Genomic DNA, 20,731 nt, shown 5'->3' on the forward strand with positions numbered 1-20,731 from the left:
TTATTTTTTCTTCGTGTATAATAGAACTTGTTGGAATTTATGGGGGTAGATGGGTCCTGGTGGGCCCTCCGGTCTTCAAAACCGGCGAATGGGGTTCGGAGCCTCATTGGTGTGTTCGATTCGCACGTACTCCCGCCATATATGTAACTGTTCTATTTATTTAGAGCAGTTATTTTTTTGGAGGTTTTTATGAAAAGAAAATGGACAGATGAGAGTATTTATGATAAAAAGACAATTGAGCGCGTTCTCTCTATGAGCGATGAAGAATACGTGGAAGCATTTAGCGGAAATTTGGAGTTTGGAACTGCAGGACTGCGAGGCTATATGGACGCAGGGACAAACAGAATGAATATATACACGGTAAAAAAAGCGGCAATAGCAATTGCAAAATGGATTCTTAAAAATGATGCGAGAGAAAAGGGAATTGCAATCGGATATGACGTTAGACACCATAGTCGTGATTTTGCAAAGATAACGGCATCTGTTATGAAGTATTTTAATATTAAATATTATTTTTTTGATGAAATCGTTGCGACGCCACATCTTTCATATGCCGTGAGACATCTCGAAACATTTTGCGGGGTAATGGTCACTGCAAGTCACAATCCAAAAGACTATAATGGGTACAAGGTTTACAAAAAAACGGGCTCTCAAATTTTGGAAGACGATGCAGAAGTTATCGAGAAATTCATGAATGAAATCACAGAAAAAGAATTCACGGACATACCGGATGTGGAACCTGTCTCATTCGACTTTAAACCCGTTTTTAACGATTACTATAGAGATATAATGTCACTAAGCATGAACGACGACAAAACGCGTTTTAAGATGGTTTACAGTCCGTTTAACGGGTGTGGAGAAAAGACAGCAAAGGCAATTTTAAAAGATAAAAATGTGGATTACTTTATACCGAATGAGCAGGAATATCCGGACCCGGATTTTACAACCATACCTTATCCAAATCCGGAGGTAAAGGAAACTTTTTTGCTTGCAATTGAGCTCGCAAAAAAAGAAAATGCGGATTTAATTGTTGTCAATGACCCTGACGCTGACAGAATGGCTTTTGCTTCAAGAGTCGGAGAGGAGTTTAAGATTTTTTCGGGTAACGAAATCGGAGCGATTCTTATTTATTATATTGTTAATGCGAGGAAAGACTTGGGGCTTGACACGAACGGCAGAGTTGTAAAAACGATTGTGACCGATGATTTGGGAATCGAAATTGCAAAGGATTTCGGATATAAAACATATGAAACACTCACGGGATTTAAAAATATTGCGGTTTTTGCAAATGAACTTGACGGAAAAGATGAGGAGTTTGTATTCGGATATGAGGAGTCGATCGGATACGAAATCGGAAGCGCAGTTCGTGACAAAGACGGATTGAGTGCGCTTTTATATGTAATTGATGCGTATCGATATTTTAAAAATAAAAATATGACTTTCCAAAATGTTTTGGAAGAGATTTATAAAAAATATGGATATCACGTCGAAAATAATTTTTCGATTTATTTCGAAGGAGTCGATTCAAACGAAAAAATGAACGGAGTGATGAAAGAGTTTAGAGAGGATTTTGTGGATCATCTTTTTGATATCGAGGTCGATAAAAGAAAGGATTATCTTTTGGAAACCGGGAATATGAAGACAAACGCACTTATTTATAATCTAAAAAACGGAATAAAAATCTGCATGCGTCCGTCAGGGACAGAGCCGAAACTGAAGATTTATATGTATGGAGTGGGGGATGACAGAGAAAAGATTATGAAAGAGCTCGATATGCTTCGCAAAAAAATAGAACAATTTACAAAATAAAAAAGCTGTATAGGATTTATTTTCATAAGTCTTATACAGCTTTATTTTATTCTAATTTTCGCTATGTGCGTTTTTTTCTTCCATTTCTTCTCCGAGCTTTTCAGCTGTCGGAGTTGCGGCAAGTCCACCCAAAGCGGTTTCTCTTAAAGCTTCAGGGAGGGAGTTTCCGACTTGTCTCATCGAATCGATTGTTTCATCGAGAGGAATTAGGCAAGGGAAGCCTGACATTGCGAGGTCCGCAGAAATTATTGCGTTCACAACGCCACTTGCGTTTCTTAGATTACATGGGTATTCAACAAGTCCAAGAACCGGGTCGCAAACAAGTCCCAAAATATTTTTTATAGCAAATGCGGCACTTGCAAAAATTGTGTCGATGTCAAAATCTCTCAAATAACAGATTGCAGCGGCAGCCATTGCAGCAGCGGACCCGCATTCTGCTTGACATCCTCCTTCCGCACCGGAGATGCTTGCGTTTTGTGCAATAATTTCTCCTATAACTCCGGCAACTATGAGAGCTTCAACAAGTTTGTCATCATCGTAGCCATATTTTTCTTGCATTGTAAAGAGTGCAGCAGGTAAAATTCCACTTGCTCCTGCGGTAGGAGCTGCAACTATTCTTCCCATAGAAGAGTTGACTTCTGAAACGGAAAGAGCCATAGCCATAGCGCGTGTTATTGTTTTGCCGCTGACAGAGTCTTCGGCATATTTATTTGCTTTTACGGCACTTCCTCCGGTGATTTTTGACATTGAATAGACGGCTTGGTCGAGACCTTTGTATGCTGAATCGCGCATAACCTCTAAAGTTTCATGCATAAGTTCAAGCAAATCCGCTTCTTCAATTCCTGTATTTTCAAAATCTTTATCGATTGCTATTTGCCAAATTTCTTTTCCGGTTTTAACGCATAAGTCTTTTAATTCTTTCGCTTTATTATACATATTAGTCATCCTTTCCATGGTCAATGAATTTAACGAAGTCAAAGTCATACAGTCTTACCATATCGTCAATAACAGCAGGGTCTATGTCACTGTCAAACTCACAGATGAGAGTTGCTTGTTTTCCGTTTCTTATAACATTCATATTTGCAATGTTGAATCCGGAAATTGCAAAAAGTGAAGTAATTCTTGAGATGATACCCTTTTTATCGGCATATTTTGCAATGACTGTAGGGCGTTCGCCGGTAAATGTAATGTCAGTACCGTTGATGTCGGTAATGATAATATTTCCGCCGCCGATGGATGAGCCTTGTACATAAAAATCTTCTTTGTCGTTAAAATGGAAAATCATTTTTACTGTGTTCGGATGGCTGTATCCCAAATCCGTTTCGACAAATTCATATTTTAGACCGATTTTGTCAGCAATTTCAAATGAATCCCTTATTCTTTCGTCGCTTGGAGAAAAACCCATTACTCCTGCAAGCAAAGCCTTGTCGGTACCGTGACCGTGGTAAGTTTTTGCAAAAGAGCCGTGAAGTAAAAATGTAACTGCATTAAAATTTGCGCCAACAATGTTTCTCGCAATTTTTCCCAGTCGACATGCGCCGGCAGTGTGGGAACTTGATGGACCTATCATTATAGGCCCCAATATTTCTTTTAAACTGAAATCTCTCATATCTATTCTCCTTTTTTAATTTTTGTTCTCTTTTCTCTGTTGAGCAAGAAAACAAATGAAAATATTAAACCTGCCGCCATTAAATAAGAAATCAAAATACTAACAGGATTTAAATCTACATCAATTGAACTTTCGCCGTCTTCTTTTTTGTCAAGCAGTTTTGACATCTTGTCGTGTGTGAAGTTCAAAGTTTCATCGTTTATTTCAATTTTGAAATAGCTTTCAAATATATCGTCTAAATCATTTATATCAACAACATAACTTCCATCTATGAGTTGGGGAGAGTTTTTTAAACTCAGCTTATTTGTGCCGATTGTAAAATCTTTATTTCCGATTTCGAGCCTTATGAGTCCGCCGAAATAAAAAGTTCCTCCGTTTTCCTCATACTTTATATTTAAATAGTTTGCAAGCTCGTGAGCCCTTATATAATGTTTGCCCTCATAATTTAGAAGTCCAAATTTTTGCTTCTTTTTCCTCTTTGTGGAAACGGTGTATTCCTCGTCTAAAAACGACGGGATTTCATCTTTTAAATAGTAAGCTTTTGGAGCGACAGTGCTGTATTCTCCGGCGTCATAAATTATATATCCGTTTCGTATGACCGTATCTATTCCGGTTGACGGATGTATCTCTTCGGTCATTGATGAGAACTGTGAAATGTTCTCGGTATTTACAATTATCAAATCGGCGTCCGAGCCGGTTTCAATGCTGCCTTTGTTTTGAAGGTAAGAACGATTTCCGAAAACATTCCTTAGTATTGACGTTTGAGAAAAAATGGCATTATAAAAATCTTTTTGCTCCGGCAATTCTATGTCAAAATTTAAAAACAGCCTTCCCATAAATGTGTTTATTCCGGCAGTTGACGGTCTTGACGATTCAAAGTGATTATAGGATTCTGAAACGAATTTTTCACTTTTCAGAACTTTATTAATAATGTTTTCATCGATTAAGCCTATGACCGAAAGTGTATCGGTCATATTTCTGTTTTCAGCTCCCAAACGGAAAATATTAAATTCATTTTGGTTTATTGCAATCTGATTTAAAAGCTTGCCGAATTTTTCGTCGCTTATCTCAGAAGGTATCACATTTGTATAGCTGAATGGATATCCTCCGATATAAACATGTTCTTCGTCGTTCGAGTATCCGATGATATAATCCAACGAACTAAAATGAAAGTTTGAATTTACGATATAAATTTTTCTATCATTTTTCTCTTCGTTTATAAATTTATCGAGCCATGGAATTATCTGCGAGTCATCAAACTCAAAAAAATCGAGATAAATCGGAAAATTCTCCGGAATATTTTTCAAATTCGGAAAGTTCGAGTTCGGCTCCGGTTTGAAATATAAACCCGCATATCCTTCGCTCAGACGGTCATTCAAATCGGACTCGAATTTTTCCTTTTCTTCCTTTGTTGCAGTCGGATTAAAAATCGATGTAAAATCATATATCAAAATTCTATTGATATAGCTGATTTGATTTTCTTCCTGCAGTATATACTTGTCAAAAGGAAGGTTGGATTTGACAATCGTTGATGTAACGCCGTCTTTCACACGTAGTTTGCTGTATTCTTCATTTTTCGCATCCGAAAGCCCGTCTATGAAGCCGGGAAGAACAAGCTTGTCTTTTGCATCGATTACGTTGCTTCCGCTCAGCTCGTCTCGAGTTATTTTTTTTACTTTTCCGGAACTTATCCCGATATTATAATTTTTAAGATAAACTCCCGCAAGCGGATCGTAAATATTTCCGTTTTGAATGACTGTGTCATAAGTCTCCGGTTCCGCCTGTATAATTATACTATTTAACATTAAAAATGCAAATATTATTGTCAATAATTTTTTCATATCTTCACCACATATCATTATATCCTATTTTAAATAGAATTTAAAGAGTAAAAGGGTAAAAATTGGGTAACTATTAATCATGGGGGAGAGAAATATGTCACTTTTGGTAGAACTTAGTCCTAAACTTGTGCTTGAATTCGTTGAAGGCAAAAATTCATGTGAGATTTCATGCGATTTAAGAACAAAAAATCTATATAAACTTTTGAAAAGTTATCAATGCGATTTTAAACTCCTGTCGACACTCGGGGGTAATTTTGGTGAAGAAATTTATGATTATTTCACGAAAAATTCAGTCAAGATCGAAAGAGTAGATGTTCGCGATGACTCGGGCGTAATGGGAATAATGAGAGACGGCTATAGAGTTTTGAGAGGCGGTTCTGAGAGACAAGTTTTTACATTCGACGATAAAAGAGCAATCAAAAGTAAATACATAACGTCTATTTATAACGAAGATGACATAGTTCTTCCTATTTTTGATTCGGAGATGGAATTTGCTCCTGAATTTATAAAAAAGGCAAATGAATATTATAAAAATATTATAATATTTGGACCGAAAGCGCATATGTATATAAAGTTTAATCCTGCAATTGCAATTCTTACAAAAGAAGAAGTTGAGGAACTTTGCCCGTTTAGAATTACGTCGAATTACGAGTTTGTGAATTTTTCGTACAGTCTTGTTGACGATTATAAAACCAGACTTATTATTGTGGACAAGGACTCTCTCTATTTTTACAAAACCGGACTTTGTTATTTGATTGAAAATATAAAAACTGATTTCACAAAAACGCTTTTTGCAACTCTTTTTGCAACTCAAAATAAAATGGACAAAGACGACATAATCCAATTTGTCGCAGCCGCAAATGTTATGCCGACCGAGTCTAAGATTGGCGACATTATTGAAAGGTCAAATAGTATTAAGGTTGGTGTTTACAGAAGATGAAGAAGTTCAGTTTTTTACACATAAGCGATTTGCATCTTTGCGAGCCATTTAAGAACAATTTTTATCTTGATGGCTATTTTTTACGTGAAGAAATGTGGAAAACTTTGCAAAATGCTGTAATATTTGCAAATAAAAAAAACATCGAATTTATTTTTATCACGGGAGACATTTTTAATAAAGAGTATTTTACAAAAGCACATGCTTTGAGATTTATAGAAATCTTGAAAAAATTTAAAGGTGAAAAGATTTTTATAATATTCGGAAACCATGATTTTGTTGGCGGCGATAATGTTCTCTTGGATGTTGATATTCCCGAAAATATAATAGTGAATTTTTCGAATGAAATCGACGAATTTGTTTTGCCGGAGTATAATCTCTCTATTTTTATGCACAGCTGGACAAATGCAGTTGAGAGAGTTCCGGTTATTGATGCGATAAAATTTAAGTCAAAAAGAAATATTTTGCTTTTGCACAGCGGGACGAATGTTGACCCGGGTTATATGCCGGTTGCAATTTCGAGTCTGACGAGATTTGACTATGTGGCACTTGGACATATTCATAAACCAACGACGGTCTCCAAGAACATATGCTATCCGGGAAGTTTGACGCCGCTATCAATTGGAGAAACAGGAGCTCATGGCGGTATGTACGGCATTATTGACGAAAGCTTAAAATTGGAGTTTGTAAGGCTTTCTGAGTTACAATACACGGACGCCGAGATGAATATTGACTGTCTTTCTTATGATGACCTTGTTGAAACATTAAAAATTGAGGGCGGAATAAATATTTTAAGACTTAAAATTAAAGGCTCAAAAAATATTTATATAAATGCCGATGATTTGAAAGCGTCTTTGTCCAACTTTTATAAATTCGTTGAAATTGTCGATGAGAGAATTTATACGGAAGAATTTATGAAAGAGCATTCGGAAATATTTGAAGGAATAGTTAGATTTTTGGATAAAAAGAATTTGGATGATAATTTGAGGCGTGAAGTTATAGAAAATGCGATTAAACATTTGGTAGGAACGAGATGATTATAAAAAATATTAGATTGATTGATTTTGGGGCGTATAGGGACCGAAGTTTTAATTTTGAGCAAGGTTTAAATTTAATATATGGTAAAAACGAAGTCGGTAAAAGCACTTTGAGATCAAGTATTGATGCAGGATTATACGGGTTTTTAGACGGAAAGTCTATAAGGAAATCATACACTGACAGTTTTGAAACATATACAGGCGCTTCGTCGATAATGAACATGAAAATAACTTCAAAAGGCAAAGAATATTTGATAGAAAGAAACATGGGGGCGGAAACTTGCAGAGTTTTCGACGAGGGGAATAATGATATTACAGATAATTTTTCTCTGACAAATAAGATTCCGACTCCGGGAAATGATTTTTTAAATGTAGACAGCGAAACTTTTAGAAGATTTTTCTATATCGACACGACAAAGAAGGATGTGGGCGATTTAGGATTTTTAATTCTAAAAGAAGAGATGGACGGAGATATTGTTTCAAAAGCGATTAAAAATTTAAAAAAGGAAAACGAAGAGCTTGGAAGCGACCGATCGTGGCAAAAGAAAAGACCGAGAATAAAAAATGAGATTGCAAATTTGGAAGAGGAAATAAGGGTCGGTGAAGAAGCACTTATTCAAAGTTCAAAGAAAAAAATCAAAACAGATGAAATTAACGATGAATTAAGAAAACATGACGCAAGACTTTTGAAGCTTTATAGGAGAGAAACGAAACTTGAGACCGTGAAAGATGAAATTTATCAAGATAGTTTAAATAGAAGCTCAAAAAAGAAGCCGACTGAAATTATCTGTCCAATTCTTGCTGCTTTGTTCCTTTTAGGGGCATTTGTATCTAAATATGCATTAAATTTTGACAAATATTTTTGGCATTTAAATATTGTCGGAGTAATTTTTATCGCTCTGTCTATTGTAAGTAGAATAAAAATATCAAGCGGCAATGAAAAGGGTGAAGAAGAAATTCAAGATGTGCTCGGCGAAATTGAAACTGTAAATTCGAAAATTAAAGAGATAAATGATTCGAAAATTGAGCTGCAAAAAGAACTTTCTTTTTTGGAAGGACAGCTTGACAACATAATGAAAGTTTCGGAAAATACATTATATTTAAAGGACAGACTTTCTGTATTAAAGCGGGAAGACGAAATAATGGACAGAGAGTATTTTGTTAATGAGCTTACAATTGAAGCACTTGAGTTTTTAAAAATTGAAAAGAAAAAAGCACCTAAGACTATGATTATTAATAGGGCGGAGGATATTTATTTCAACATTACCGGGAAAAATGATTTACTAATAAGCGACAAGCTGGACTTCTTTTTGGACAGAGAAAGAAGGATGGACGAAAGAAATTTTTCTTCGGGGACTATGGAAGTTGCGATTTTTTCGCTGAAGCTTGCATTTAACGAATTTTTAACGGATGGGGATTTCATAGTTTTGGATGATGCTTTTTTGTTTGTTGACGATGAAAGACTGGAAAAAATTGCGGAGATATTGTATAATATTTCAAGTAAAAAACAGATTTTGTATTTTACATCCAATAAGAGATTACTGGACATAATAAATCGCAAATATTATAATATAAATGAGGTGATTATTTGATTTATGCGCTTTCCGATACACATCTTGACGGCGGGAAAAACAAACCTATGGATGTTTTTTCAGACAGTTGGATTGATCATAAAGAAAAGATTCAATTGAATTGGGAGCGTATAGTCAAAGATGAGGACACTGTTCTTATTGCCGGGGATATAAGCTGGGCTATGAAATTGGAAGAGGCGATTCCGGATTTGGAATTTCTCGATTCGCTACCTGGAAAAAAGATTTTATCAAGGGGCAATCACGACTATTGGTGGTCCGGTTTGAAAAAGATGAATGATTTGAATCTAAAGACAATAAAATTCTTGCAAAATAATTCATACAGCGTCGAAGGTTATGAGGTTGCAGGTTCGAGAATTTGGCTCGATGACACCTCTAAAGAGTACGAAGAAAACGATAAAAAAATTACGGATAGAGAAATTATAAGATTGAAACTCAGTCTTGACACTTGCAAAAGCGGAAGACCGATAATTGCAATGCTTCATTATCCACCGTTCGACAATAATAAAAATCCGAATGTGTATGCAAAAATCCTTGAAGAGTATAATGTTGAAGCCTGTATTTATGGGCATCTCCATGCAAATGGACATCAAAATGCGGTAGAGGGAAAAATTAATGGAGTTGAATATTTTCTAACATCCTGTGATTTTATCGATTTTACACCTGTTATCATAAGGAGGTAACAACTATGAAATTAGTAGTAGGTAAAAACTATGACGATATGTCAAAACTTGCAGCTGAACAAATGATTGAAAACTGGAATGAAATAAAGGTTTTGGGTCTTGCAACCGGAAGCACTCCGCTCGGATTATACAATGAACTTATAAAAGCAAATGAAGAAGGAAGAATTTCTTTTGAGGATAAAATCAGCGTAAACCTCGATGAATACATCGGACTTCCGGATGGGCACAAGGAAAGTTACAGAACATTTATGAACGACAATCTTTTTGACAAAGTTGACATTGACAAGTCAAACACATATGTTCCGAAGGCAAAGGATGAACACGATACGAATGCCGGAGAAGAATATGAAAAGTTGGTGGAAAAATTGGGCGGTCAAGATGTACAAATTTTGGGAATCGGAGAAAACGGACATATTGCTTTCAATGAACCGGCACCTGAGCTAAACGGGAAAACGGGGATTGTGAAACTTACACAATCTACCATTCACGCAAATTCAAGATTCTTCAACAATGAAGATGAAGTGCCTAAATATGCAATATCAATGGGTATGGGAACGATTCTTCAAGCAAAGGAAATTATCCTTTTGGCAAGTGGAAAGAAAAAAGCGGATGCGATTAAAAAACTTTTAAATGATGATAAAATCACGACCGATTGTCCGGTTACATTCCTAAAACTACACAAAAATGTTACAGTTTATATCGACGAAGATATAAAAGAAGAATTGGATAAATAAGTTCAATGCTCGAAAAAGAGATAGAAGTAAAAGTTCTTGGTTTTGAGATTCAAGATTATATAGATATGGTCGAAAAAATCGGAGCAAAGAAAATATCAACGGAAGAGCAAGTCAATCACAGATTTGTGGATGCAAAAACGGAAGGCGACTCATATTTGAGACTTCGAGAAGTTGGCGGCAAAGGATATTTCACTTTGAAAGAGAGAAGTTCCTCCGAAAACGCGAGAGTAAATAGTGAATTAACTACAGAAATTGCAGAGTCTAAAACATTTTTAAAAATTGCCGATAGACTTGGAATAAGATATACTTCGGAGTCAAAGAGAAGAATAAAATATGTCTTGGACGATTTCGTTTTTGACATTGACAAATGGAGCGATGAGGTCTATCCGTATCCATATATGGAGATAGAGGCGAAGACGACGGAAGCGCTTCAAAAAATAATTGCTCGACTCGGGATTTCCGAAGAACATATTTCAACAAAATCAATAAAAGAACTTAAAGATGATTTAAACTCTTTATAAATTCATAAAATAAACCGAAGAAACTTTTTCGGTTTATTTTTTTGCGTTTAGTGACACTAATGACTCGAAAAAAATGTGCATATATGATATAATAATTTATGGAGGTTGCCATGAAAGATTCAGTTTTAAAAGAAAACATTATAGTTTTAATTTTGGGTGTTTTTTTTAGTGCAATCCTCGTGTTTTTGTCAAATAAATTTTTAAACGGTATGGCTGTCAAATTTTTGGGAATCTGTGCAATCTCATATTTGATGGCTTTTCTTGTAGGAAAAACCGCACTTTTGATTCATATTTTATTGTCGAGTGCGTTTTTGGTTTTTCTGAATGGATATAAGCTTGATAGCACAATCGATTATATCCCATTTATTGTGGAGGTTTTTGTTGGGAGTTTTTTAATAAGTTTTATTAAAAATGTTTTTTATAACAACGAGCTTCTATCAAGTTTTTTTGCGGTTGTAATCGGAAGAATTTCGTTTTTTACAGCGGGATTTATACTTTATGATGTGATTTTAAAAAAAGGAATTTTTAATGAATTTTTGCTTAATCACTTGAACAATGAAGTTGTAGGAATGATTTTTTGTGTAATATTTGTGCCGTTTATTTGTTATAGCATTAAGAAAAACACAATCATGTGGAATTAGATACGGAGGTTTTATTATGAAATGGCGTGGAAGAGAAGGTAGCTCTAATATTGAAGATGGAAGAAGAACTTCATTCGGCGGAGGAGGTTTAAGACCGACCGGCGGATTTAGAATGGGTGGACTTGGACTTATTATAGTTGCGGTTTTGTATTTAATTATGGGTGGAAATCCTTTGGATATGATAACCGGTGGTGGGCCAAGTGTTTCCTCAAACTATGAACCGACAGCGGCCGATGAAGAAAAAATGGAATTTTTAAGTGTTGTTTTAAAAGATACGGAAGATGTTTGGAAGAAGATTTTTGAAGACAACGGATTAACTTATGAAGAACCTGTCATGCATATATTTCACGGTGCTGTAAAGAGTGCATGTGGAGTTCAATCTGCACAAGCCGGACCTTTTTACTGTCCGGGAGACCGAAAACTATATATGGACTTGGACTTTTTCGACGAACTCAGTAAAAACTTGGGGGCACAGGGAGATTTTGCAATTGCATATGTAGTTGCGCACGAAGTTGGCCACCATGTTCAAAATATGCTGGGAATAATGAGAGAACAACAATCAAAAAGACAAACTCTTTCAGAAACCGAATATAACAAAATTTCTGTTGCAATAGAGCTCCAAGCTGATTATCTCGCAGGGGTATTCGCCCGTTGGGAAGACGAAGCGGGTTATCTTGAAAAGGGAGATTTTATGGAAGCCATAAATGCAACATCTGCGGTCGGCGACGACACACTTCAAAAGAAATATCAAGGCGCAGTTGTTCCGGACTCATTTACACACGGAACAGCTGAACAAAGGGAAAGATGGTTTAAACGCGGATATGAAGCGGGCGATCTTTCACAAGGAGATACATTCAGTGTGCCTTATGACGAATTATAATTTTTAAAGTTTTAAATAGAGAAAGGAATGAACTTATGAAAACAGTTTATAGTGCTATACAACCGTCAGGAGATTTGACAATAGGAAATTATTTAGGAGCTCTAAGAAACTGGAAAAAATTGGAAGATGATTACAGATGCATTTTCGGAGTCGCTGATCTTCACGCAATCACAGTAAGACAAGACCCTGAAATGTTAAGAGAAAGGTCGAAAAAACTTATTGCAATTTATCTTGCAAACGGACTTGATCCGAAGAAGTCGATCATCTATGTAAACAGCCATGTGCCTGAACATGCTGAACTTGGATGGGCTCTTCACACATATACATCTCTCGGACAGCTGAACAGAATGCATCAGTTCAAGAGTAAAATAAAAGACAATGAAGAAAGGGCTAATGCCGGTCTTTATTGCTATCCGGTTTTGATGGCGGCTGATATTCTTCTTTACGACACGGACCTTGTGCCGGTTGGAGATGACCAAAAGCAACACGTTGAAATCACAAGGGATATTGCGGAAAGATTTAACGGAATATATGGAGAAACTTTTGTTATGCCGGAGCCGCTTATCGGCAAGATGGGAAACAGAATTAAAAGTTTACAAGATCCGACAATCAAGATGAGTAAATCAGACCCGAATCCGGCGGCATATATACTTCTTCTTGAAGAATATAACTCAATTAAAAAGAAAATAAACAGAGCAGTTACAGACTCGGTTGGAGAAATAAATTATTCAAAAGATCAGCCGGGAGTTTCAAACCTTCTTGAAATTTATCAATCTTGCACGGATGAAAAGATGGAAGATATTCTATCAAAATTTGAAGGAAAGGGTTATGGGGAGTTAAAAAAAGCTGTAATTGAAGCTGTCGAAAACTCAATCGGTCCGGTTAGAGACAAGACAAATGAACTCTTACAAAATGAGGACTATCTTATTGAAGTTGCACACGACGGAATGATTAGGGCGAGAGAAATTGCATCAAAAACACTCGAAAGAGTTTATGAAAAAATAGGATTTTTGAGGGGAATGTAATGAAAATATTGATTGTTGGCGGAGGAGCCAGGGAGTATGCTATAGGTGAAAAAATTAAGAGTCAACGCGGAAGTGATGTTGAACTTATCTTCGCACCCGGCAATGGCGGTACACAGCTCATCGGTAAAAATGTAGATATCGGTGACACTGATATTTCAAAACTTTTAGATTTTGCAAAAAATGAAAAAGTTGATTTTACAATTGTCGGTCCGGAAGCACCTCTTTGCGAGGGCATTGTGGATGTTTTTAGTGGAGCAGGACTCAAAATATTCGGGCCTGATAAAAAAGCTTCGAAGCTCGAAGGTTCAAAGGAATTTACAAAAGAAGTTTTAAAACTCGAAAATATTCCTACTGCTGAATATAAAACTTTCACAAACTCAGATGAAGCTATTAAATATGCAAAAGAACTTAGAGATAAAAATTTAAAAAATAAAGTTGTTCTAAAAGCGGACGGACTTGCTTCGGGAAAAGGTGTTATCATAGCAGAACATGACGAAGAAATTGAAGAAGGCATAAGAAATGTTTTGGATAATAAGATTTTCGGAGATCAAAAGATTTTGATTGAAGAATTCCTTTGGGGTTTTGAAACGAGTTTAATCGGATTTTTAGACGGCGAGACAATAAAGCTATTCAATCCGACCAGAGACCACAAGACGATTTTTGAAGGAAATGTCGGAGCAAACACCGGTGGAATGGGAACGTTCACTCCTGACTTTGAAGCTTTGGTTTATAGAGAAGAAATTGATGAAAAAATTATCCAACCGCTTGTTCATGCATTGAAAAAAGCGGAAATTGATTACAAGGGCGTCATTTTCTTGGGACTTATTATTTCGGAAGATGGTCCTAGAGTTCTTGAAATCAACTGCAGATTCGGCGATCCTGAAACACAATGCTTGATGATGAATCTTGAAAGCGATTTGCTTGATTTGATGATAAAGACCACCGAAAAAAATCTAAAGGACGCGGAACTTGTTTTAAACGATAAAAGAATAGTTAATGTCGTTTTAGCAAGTGGAGGATATCCGGGAGATTATAAAAAAGGATTTGAAATAAGTGGTTTAGACTCTCTCAAACATTCTAAAATATATTATGGCGGCGTTAAAGAAAAAGACGATAAAATTTATACGAACGGTGGACGTGTGCTTGGAATTTGTGCATGCGGTGACAGTTTTGATGAAGCGATGGAAAGAGCATATAGTGATGTTCAAAAAGTTCATTTTAATGATGTTTATTACAGAAAGGATATTGCGCCAATGGTAAAGAGAATTTATGTTTGGAAAAAAGACGGATTTGATGTTCCTTCAAATTCCGTGAAAAATTTGGTCAAAGAAGAGTTTGGAAAAACTTTTGAAAATTTGAAATTGTATAGAAGATATGACATTGACGGATTGACAGATGATGAAATTGATGATATAAAAGACACCATTTTAAGAGAACCTCCGGTTGATGAAATTGCGACCGGAAATGAAGCAATTGATTTGCAAACAAAACTCGAAAATTCAATTGTTATAAAATATAAATCGGGACAATTTGACCAAAGAAAGAAAGGGCTTTTGGACACAATAAAAGCGGTTCTTCCTGAATCAAATGTCGATGCTGAAGTTGAAGAGGTAATAACAATTCCGGGCGCAACTGATGAAGAAATCAAAAAGATTAAGGCGATTTTAATAAACCCTGTCGACCAAGAAGAGGGAGAACTTCTTGAAATTCCTGCATCTTTAAGAGATATGTCAAAGAGATCGAATGAAATTTTGACATATGACGGGTTTAAAGATATGAGCGAGAAAGAACTTGAAGAATTTCACGATTCGCATTCACTTGCAATGAGTGTTGCCGATTTAAAAACAATACAGGATTATTGCAAGAAAGAAGATAAAGACCCTACAGACACGGAAATTTCAATTCTCGACACATATTGGAGCGACCACTGTAGACACACAACATTCTTCACAAATCTTGAAGATGTTGAATTTAAGAATACCGATTCAAAACGTGACGAAGCGATAAAAGGAGCATTCAAAAAATATCTCGAAATGAGAGAAAAAGCAAATGCAAAGAAGCCTGTTTCGTTGATGGACATGAGTACGATTCAATCAAAACTCATGAGAAAAGAAGGAAAACTTGACGACGTTGAAGTAAGTGATGAAATAAATGCTTGTACTCTTATTATTCCGGCTGATGTTGACGGAAAAACAGAGGAATATTTGTTATTTTTCAAAAATGAAACACACAACCACCCGACAGAAATTGAACCATTCGGTGGAGCTCAAACATGTTTGGGTGGGGCTATAAGAGACCCGCTTTCAGGTAGAGGATATGTTTATCAAGCAATGAGAATAACAGGTGCGAGCGATCCTATAAACGACTACAAATTGGAAGGAAAGCTTACGCAAAAGAAAATTATTCGCGATGCAATGAAGGGTTACAGCTCATACGGAAATCAAATCGGATTACCGACAGGTTATGTTGAAGAACTTTTCCACCCTGGATATAAGGCAAAGAGAATGGAAGTCGGAGCTGTTATGGGAGCAGCACCGAGAAAGAATGTCATTAGAGAAAAACCACTTCCTGGAGATGTTGTCATCTTACTTGGCGGAAGAACTGGAAGAGACGGAGTCGGCGGAGCAACAGGTTCGTCAAAAGTTCACACAAAGGACAGCGTAAAAAAATCGGGTGCAGAAGTTCAAAAAGGACATGCGCCGACTGAAAGAAAAATTCAAAGACTCATGAGAAGAACCGAAGCGGCATCATTAATTAAGAAATGTAACGACTTTGGCGCCGGTGGAGTTTCAGTTGCAATCGGTGAACTTGCAGACAGTTTGGATATTTATTTGGACAGAGTTCCGCTAAAATACAAAGGTTTAACACCGAGAGAAATTGCAATAAGTGAGTCTCAAGAAAGAATGGCTGTAGTTGTTTCAAAAGAAAATATGGAAGAGTTTTTGAAATATGCAGACGGAGAAAATCTCGAAGCTACTCATGTTGCAGATGTAACCGACACAGGTAGAGTTAAAATGTACTATGATGACAAAATTGCTTGCGACATGAGCCGTGAATTTATGGATTCAACGGGCGCACCGAGAAAGCAAAAAGTTGTTGTCGATTCAAACAATTCGGTAAAATATTTCGATGAAAAGAACGAGAACGATCTAAATAAATATCTCTTAGAAGAGATTAAAGGAATCAACCACGCATCAAAGAAAAATCTATTGGAACATTTCGACTTTTCTGTAGGAAGAGCTACATCAATGATGCCGCTCGGAGGAAAGAATCAAATCACCCCAATCAATTCAATGGTAGCAAAGATTCCTTCAAAAACTGATTTGACAAACACTGTAAGTTATATGAGTTTCGGATTTATTCCGGAACTCAGCGCCGAAGATCCGTTCTTGGGTGGTTATTATGCAGTTTTAATTTCAGTTTTGAAAGCAGTTGCAACAGGGGCGCCTTTAAGTACGATACGCCTTTCATATCAAGAATATTTTGAAAAGCTTGAAGATGCGCCTGAAAAATGGCAAAAACCTTTTATAGCTCTCTTGGGCGCAATGAAAGCATCGAACCTAACACAAACGCCGCCTATCGGAGGTAAAGACTCAATGAGCGGAAGCTTTGAAGATATTCATGTTCCACCGACACTCATAAGTTTTGCAGTCGGCTATGGCGACAAAAATGCTGTGACAACTTCGGAACTTAAAGGTGGATATAAGCTTGGTATTGTTAGAAACGAAATTGAAAACGGACTAATTGACGAAAATCAATTCTTAAAGAATTTAAATCTCATCGAAGCAGAGATAAAGACTGGAAATATCAAAACCGCGTATGTAGTTGACAGAGAAAATATTTTGCTCTCTCTAATGAAGATGAGCTTCGGAAACGATATAGGATTTGAAATTACACTCGATGCAAAAACTCTACTTTCAAACAGACCGCTCGATGTCATTGTTGAATACGAAAATGAATTCGACGGCGTTAAAAATATCGGGTCAACCGGTGGGGAAGAGTTTAAAGTAAATGGAACAACACTTCAATACGAAGCAATTAAGGATTCTTTCGTTCACGGACTCGACGAAGTTTACGGAACACCGATTGAAAAAGAAGCAAAAGATCTAAAATGGAATTCGGCTTCACAAAGAAGAACACATTCAAATAAAAAAGTTGAAACACCGCTTGTAACAATTGCGATATTTGAAGGGACAAACAGTGAATACGATTCAAGAATTGCATTTGAAAGAGCGGGAGCAAAGGTAAATGAAGTTCTTATAAAGAACATCACCCCTGAAAAGCTTGAAAGCTCGATTGCAGAACTTGCAGATTCAATAAGAAAATCTCAAATGTTCTTTATTCCGGGTGGTTTCTCAATGAGTGACGAACCGGATGGAAGTGCAAAGTTCATTGCAAATGTGCTGAGAAATGAAAAAGTTTCAAGCGCAATCGAATATTTGCTTGATGAAAACGGACAAGACGGATTAATTCTTGGTATTTGCAACGGTTTCCAAGCGCTGATTAAAACGGGACTTCTTCCATATGGAAAGATTATGAAGCTTGAAGAAACTTCGCCAACTCTAACATATAACGAAGTCGGTCGCCACATTTCAAAAATAATTCCGACAGTCGGTATTACAAATGACGGTCCATGGCTCAAGTATATAGAAAAGGATGTTTGCTACAATGTTCCGATTTCACACGGAGAAGGAAGATTTGTTGCAGATGACAACTGTATCGAAGAGCTTGTAAAGAACAATCAAATTGCATTTAAATATGTAATCAATCCTAACGGTTCAAAATGTGATATCGAAGGAATTATGGACAAGACAGGAAAGATTTTAGGAAAGATGGGACACTCTGAACGTGTATCGGATGACACTTATAAAAACTTCGGTGAAATAGAAATCGAAGAACTATTTAAATCCGGAGTTGAATACTTTAAATAAAATATGTATGAAAAAAGCAAGATATAAATTCATATCTTGCTTTTATTTATATTTCGTATTCAAGTAAATGTTTCTCAAACGAAGTTACATTCATTGAAAAGAGTAAAAATCCAATGAGAACGAGAATAACAGGAACTGAAAGCAATATATATGGCAATTGGTCTATTTCCACGATTCCGTTTTGTAGAAGTTTTTTAATTACTGAATAGAGTGCAAAGCCGATTGCAAATAATGATAGAGTGAGTTTTAAAACATTCATATTTTGTTTGATTGCCTGTTGCGGCGTGTCCCATTTTAATTTAGGACTTCTTATATCAAAGAAGAGACCCAAGTTTGAAATGAAAAATGAGGCGAATACGAATCCTAATAACCCAAAAAGCATCAGATAAAAATACTTTCCAAGCGCAATCATAAGAATTATAAATATCGGTATCTGTGAAATAGTTTTTAGAAGTGTTGATGCAACGATGCGTCCCTTTATATGATCCTTTGAATTTATTGGAAGTGATTTTAGAAGTCTTATATTTTTACCTTCTCTTGAAATAGAGGTTGCCGACGGATCATTTGTGATTCCTGAAATTAAGGATAGCGCAAATCCTACAAGAAAAATAAGAACTATAGTTAATAAAAATTCCTCCGATATAAATGGATATATTTTTTCATGTAGTTTGGAAATGAGAGAAAGTATTCCGCCGCTTGCGCCCATATCTTCTTTTGCGGCATTGAAAAAACCAATCAGAAAAACAATTATTATGAATACGCCGGTGAACATCGTATTAAAAAGATAAATAGGCGTTCTTATAATTTCATACATTTCTTTTTTTGCAAGAGTGAATGAAACAGGTGTTGATTTAACTTTTGAAAGATTTATTTTTTTCTTTTTACTAGGGCTAACACGGTTTTGTTGGAAGCCTTTTAAAAACGGCTTGACCATAAGGTTCGACGTTAAATAGAAAAGAACAGCACACAATCCGACAAGTATTATGAGCGATAAAATACTGACGCTTTCGCCATTAAGTCCTATTGATTTTTGAAATAAGTTATCGAAAGGGAAGATGTATTTTAGAACGTTCTTAGAATTATTAAAGAAAGCGCTGAACTTTTCTTCGGAGTCGACTTTAGGAATCATTATTTGATAAAATACAAAAAACGCTAAACCGAGTAAAAGAGAAATAAATTGAAATTTGTTTTTAAGGTTTGGAATTTTTGTTATATATTGCATTATAAAAATCGTAAATAGCGAAATAATTGAAGTGACAATTATCGGTATTGCAATGGAACCTATTATAAAGAACAAATAATATAGAATACCTGCATTTTTTAAGATTCCATATTTTAATGCGGCAGGATATGCAATAAAAAGATAAACGATAAAGTTTGTCATACTCATAGAAACTATTTTTGAGGCAATTATATCATTTATCTTTATCGGCAGTCTTGTCAAAATTTTTATGTCATCGCTGAAAAAGAAATTACTCATCGAGGATGAAAGAGTAAAAACTATAGAAAAAAATGTTGCAGCAAGCATAGTTCCCTTGACTATATCTTCAGGCTTAACTCCGGGTGAGTTGAAGGCGGGAAGGACGAGGCTATAATTTATAATACAAGCGTATGCCAAAATTATCAGCAGGGCAATTACGCCTTTTAATCTTTCCTTTAGTGGTTTTTGTGACCTTGATGGATGAATTATATTGTCAATAAAAGAGAACTGCAAATAAAAGTCCTTTTTTATCAGTCGAAAAAGTTTATTTTTCATCGTCCGTCAACTCCAAGAAAATCTTTTCGAGACTTCCGTCTTCGCCCATTTTTTGTTTAATAGAATCGAAAGTGCCGCTAACAACAAGCTTGCCCTTATTTATGATTGCAATTTCGTCACATATATTTTCAGCAACTTCCATAACGTGGGTGGAGAAGAAAACAGTTTTATCATTATCAGCCATCTCTCTCATTATTTCTTTAAGTCTGAAACTGCTTTTTGCATCGAGTCCTACCATCGGTTCATCCAGAATAAAAACTTCCGGATCAGTTATAAGAGCGGAAATAATTATAATTTTTTGTTGCATACCGTGAGAATATGAAGAAATTTCAGCGCCAAGATTGTCGGTCATTTCAAAAAGTTCCGAATATTTTTTTATATTCTCAACTCTTTTATTTTCGTCTATTTCATAAACGTCGGCAATGAAGTTTAAAAATTGTATTCCTGACATCTTGTCGTATGCAGTAGGCGTGTCTGAAACATATGCAAATTGTTTTTTGGATTCATATGGATATTTTTCGACATCAATACCGTTAATAAGGATGGAACCTGATGTAATAGAGAGGGCATTTGTAATCATATTGATGGTTGTTGATTTACCGGCGCCGTTTGGTCCTAAAAATCCGTAAATCTTTCCGCTCGGTATGGTTAGAGTAATGTCATCGACAACTGTATTTTTGCCGAATTTTTTAGTTAGGTTTTTGAGTTCAATCATTTTATCTCCTTAAAAATAAGAAA

Annotated in this window: 16 protein-coding genes and 1 tRNA gene; 12 read left to right on the forward strand and 5 right to left on the reverse strand. The window is 35.9% G+C overall.

Going from position 1 to position 20,731, the window contains the following annotated elements:
* Positions 1 to 41 precede the first annotated feature (41 nt).
* A tRNA-Sec gene (locus tag SPI61_RS05170) sits at positions 42 to 138 on the forward strand.
* Between the two features lie 51 nt (positions 139 to 189).
* Positions 190 to 1,809 (forward strand): phospho-sugar mutase, encoded by a 1,620-nt coding sequence (locus tag SPI61_RS05175; RefSeq protein WP_321137053.1) that lies wholly within the window; start codon positions 190 to 192, stop codon positions 1,807 to 1,809.
* A 51-nt stretch (positions 1,810 to 1,860) separates the two neighbouring features.
* Here SPI61_RS05175 and sdaAA read toward each other — a convergent pair whose 3' ends face one another.
* The 3 genes from sdaAA to SPI61_RS05190 are packed head-to-tail and all read right to left on the reverse strand — an operon-like array spanning position 1,861 to position 5,259.
* On the reverse strand, positions 1,861 to 2,745 hold the full coding sequence (gene sdaAA, locus SPI61_RS05180; protein WP_321137054.1) for an L-serine ammonia-lyase, iron-sulfur-dependent, subunit alpha: 885 nt from the start codon (positions 2,743 to 2,745) through the stop codon (positions 1,861 to 1,863).
* 1 nt (position 2,746) lies between these two features.
* Positions 2,747 to 3,418, reverse strand: a complete 672-nt coding sequence (sdaAB, locus tag SPI61_RS05185) for an L-serine ammonia-lyase, iron-sulfur-dependent subunit beta (RefSeq protein ID WP_321137055.1) — start codon at positions 3,416 to 3,418, stop codon at positions 2,747 to 2,749.
* Between the two features lie 2 nt (positions 3,419 to 3,420).
* Entirely contained in the window at positions 3,421 to 5,259 is a 1,839-nt protein-coding gene (locus tag SPI61_RS05190; RefSeq protein WP_321137056.1) for a hypothetical protein, read from the reverse strand.
* 94 nt (positions 5,260 to 5,353) lie between these two features.
* Between SPI61_RS05190 and SPI61_RS05195 the strand changes: the two genes are divergently transcribed.
* From SPI61_RS05195 to SPI61_RS05240, 10 genes are all read left to right on the forward strand, one after another.
* A complete protein-coding gene (locus SPI61_RS05195) occupies positions 5,354 to 6,199 on the forward strand; it encodes a hypothetical protein (protein ID WP_321137057.1) in 846 nt (281 codons plus the stop codon).
* The gene (locus tag SPI61_RS05200; protein ID WP_321137058.1) at positions 6,196 to 7,233 is read left to right on the forward strand and encodes a metallophosphoesterase family protein; all 1,038 of its coding nucleotides are present in this window, start codon (positions 6,196 to 6,198) and stop codon (positions 7,231 to 7,233) included. The genes SPI61_RS05195 and SPI61_RS05200 overlap by 4 nt, the downstream gene beginning before the upstream one ends.
* Positions 7,230 to 8,825 (forward strand): ATP-binding protein, encoded by a 1,596-nt coding sequence (locus SPI61_RS05205; protein ID WP_321137059.1) that lies wholly within the window; start codon positions 7,230 to 7,232, stop codon positions 8,823 to 8,825. Before SPI61_RS05200 ends, SPI61_RS05205 begins: the two co-directional genes overlap by 4 nt.
* A complete protein-coding gene (locus SPI61_RS05210; protein WP_321137060.1) occupies positions 8,822 to 9,505 on the forward strand; it encodes a metallophosphoesterase in 684 nt (227 codons plus the stop codon). Before SPI61_RS05205 ends, SPI61_RS05210 begins: the two co-directional genes overlap by 4 nt.
* A gap of 5 nt (positions 9,506 to 9,510) precedes the next feature.
* Positions 9,511 to 10,239: a glucosamine-6-phosphate deaminase gene (nagB, locus tag SPI61_RS05215; protein ID WP_321137061.1), complete on the forward strand. Its 729-nt coding sequence runs from the start codon at positions 9,511 to 9,513 to the stop codon at positions 10,237 to 10,239.
* A gap of 5 nt (positions 10,240 to 10,244) precedes the next feature.
* A complete protein-coding gene (locus SPI61_RS05220) occupies positions 10,245 to 10,760 on the forward strand; it encodes a class IV adenylate cyclase (RefSeq protein ID WP_321137062.1) in 516 nt (171 codons plus the stop codon).
* Between the two features lie 110 nt (positions 10,761 to 10,870).
* Positions 10,871 to 11,401: a hypothetical protein gene (locus SPI61_RS05225; protein WP_321137063.1), complete on the forward strand. Its 531-nt coding sequence runs from the start codon at positions 10,871 to 10,873 to the stop codon at positions 11,399 to 11,401.
* A 16-nt stretch (positions 11,402 to 11,417) separates the two neighbouring features.
* Positions 11,418 to 12,281, forward strand: coding sequence for a neutral zinc metallopeptidase (locus SPI61_RS05230; RefSeq protein ID WP_321137064.1), 864 nt, complete (start codon positions 11,418 to 11,420; stop codon positions 12,279 to 12,281).
* Between the two features lie 35 nt (positions 12,282 to 12,316).
* Complete coding sequence (trpS, locus tag SPI61_RS05235; protein WP_321137065.1) at positions 12,317 to 13,306, forward strand: tryptophan--tRNA ligase; 990 nt, start codon at positions 12,317 to 12,319, stop codon at positions 13,304 to 13,306.
* Positions 13,306 to 18,237: a phosphoribosylformylglycinamidine synthase gene (locus SPI61_RS05240; RefSeq protein ID WP_321137066.1), complete on the forward strand. Its 4,932-nt coding sequence runs from the start codon at positions 13,306 to 13,308 to the stop codon at positions 18,235 to 18,237. Before trpS ends, SPI61_RS05240 begins: the two co-directional genes overlap by 1 nt.
* Before the next feature lie 46 nt (positions 18,238 to 18,283).
* Here SPI61_RS05240 and SPI61_RS05245 read toward each other — a convergent pair whose 3' ends face one another.
* Complete coding sequence (locus SPI61_RS05245; RefSeq protein ID WP_321137067.1) at positions 18,284 to 19,993, reverse strand: hypothetical protein; 1,710 nt, start codon at positions 19,991 to 19,993, stop codon at positions 18,284 to 18,286.
* Positions 19,983 to 20,708, reverse strand: coding sequence for an ABC transporter ATP-binding protein (locus SPI61_RS05250; RefSeq protein ID WP_321137068.1), 726 nt, complete (start codon positions 20,706 to 20,708; stop codon positions 19,983 to 19,985). Before SPI61_RS05250 ends, SPI61_RS05245 begins: the two co-directional genes overlap by 11 nt.
* Positions 20,709 to 20,731: the final 23 nt, after the last annotated feature.

The sequence above is a fragment of the Ezakiella sp. genome (assembly GCF_034180565.1).
In the GTDB taxonomy this organism is placed as follows: Bacteria; Bacillota; Clostridia; order Tissierellales; family Peptoniphilaceae; genus Ezakiella.

Coding starts and splice junctions, on each gene's coding strand:
- trpS (WP_321137065.1), top strand. CDS start 12,317: ATGAAAACAGTTTATAGTGCTATACAACCGTCAGGAGATTTGACAATA.
- SPI61_RS05220 (WP_321137062.1), top strand. CDS start 10,245: ATGCTCGAAAAAGAGATAGAAGTAAAAGTTCTTGGTTTTGAGATTCAA.
- SPI61_RS05250 (WP_321137068.1), bottom strand. CDS start 20,708: ATGATTGAACTCAAAAACCTAACTAAAAAATTCGGCAAAAATACAGTT.
- sdaAB (WP_321137055.1), bottom strand. CDS start 3,418: ATGAGAGATTTCAGTTTAAAAGAAATATTGGGGCCTATAATGATAGGT.
- SPI61_RS05230 (WP_321137064.1), top strand. CDS start 11,418: ATGAAATGGCGTGGAAGAGAAGGTAGCTCTAATATTGAAGATGGAAGA.
- SPI61_RS05245 (WP_321137067.1), bottom strand. CDS start 19,993: ATGAAAAATAAACTTTTTCGACTGATAAAAAAGGACTTTTATTTGCAG.
- SPI61_RS05200 (WP_321137058.1), top strand. CDS start 6,196: ATGAAGAAGTTCAGTTTTTTACACATAAGCGATTTGCATCTTTGCGAG.
- nagB (WP_321137061.1), top strand. CDS start 9,511: ATGAAATTAGTAGTAGGTAAAAACTATGACGATATGTCAAAACTTGCA.
- SPI61_RS05205 (WP_321137059.1), top strand. CDS start 7,230: ATGATTATAAAAAATATTAGATTGATTGATTTTGGGGCGTATAGGGAC.
- SPI61_RS05225 (WP_321137063.1), top strand. CDS start 10,871: ATGAAAGATTCAGTTTTAAAAGAAAACATTATAGTTTTAATTTTGGGT.
- sdaAA (WP_321137054.1), bottom strand. CDS start 2,745: ATGTATAATAAAGCGAAAGAATTAAAAGACTTATGCGTTAAAACCGGA.
- SPI61_RS05240 (WP_321137066.1), top strand. CDS start 13,306: ATGAAAATATTGATTGTTGGCGGAGGAGCCAGGGAGTATGCTATAGGT.
- SPI61_RS05195 (WP_321137057.1), top strand. CDS start 5,354: ATGTCACTTTTGGTAGAACTTAGTCCTAAACTTGTGCTTGAATTCGTT.
- SPI61_RS05175 (WP_321137053.1), top strand. CDS start 190: ATGAAAAGAAAATGGACAGATGAGAGTATTTATGATAAAAAGACAATT.
- SPI61_RS05190 (WP_321137056.1), bottom strand. CDS start 5,259: ATGAAAAAATTATTGACAATAATATTTGCATTTTTAATGTTAAATAGT.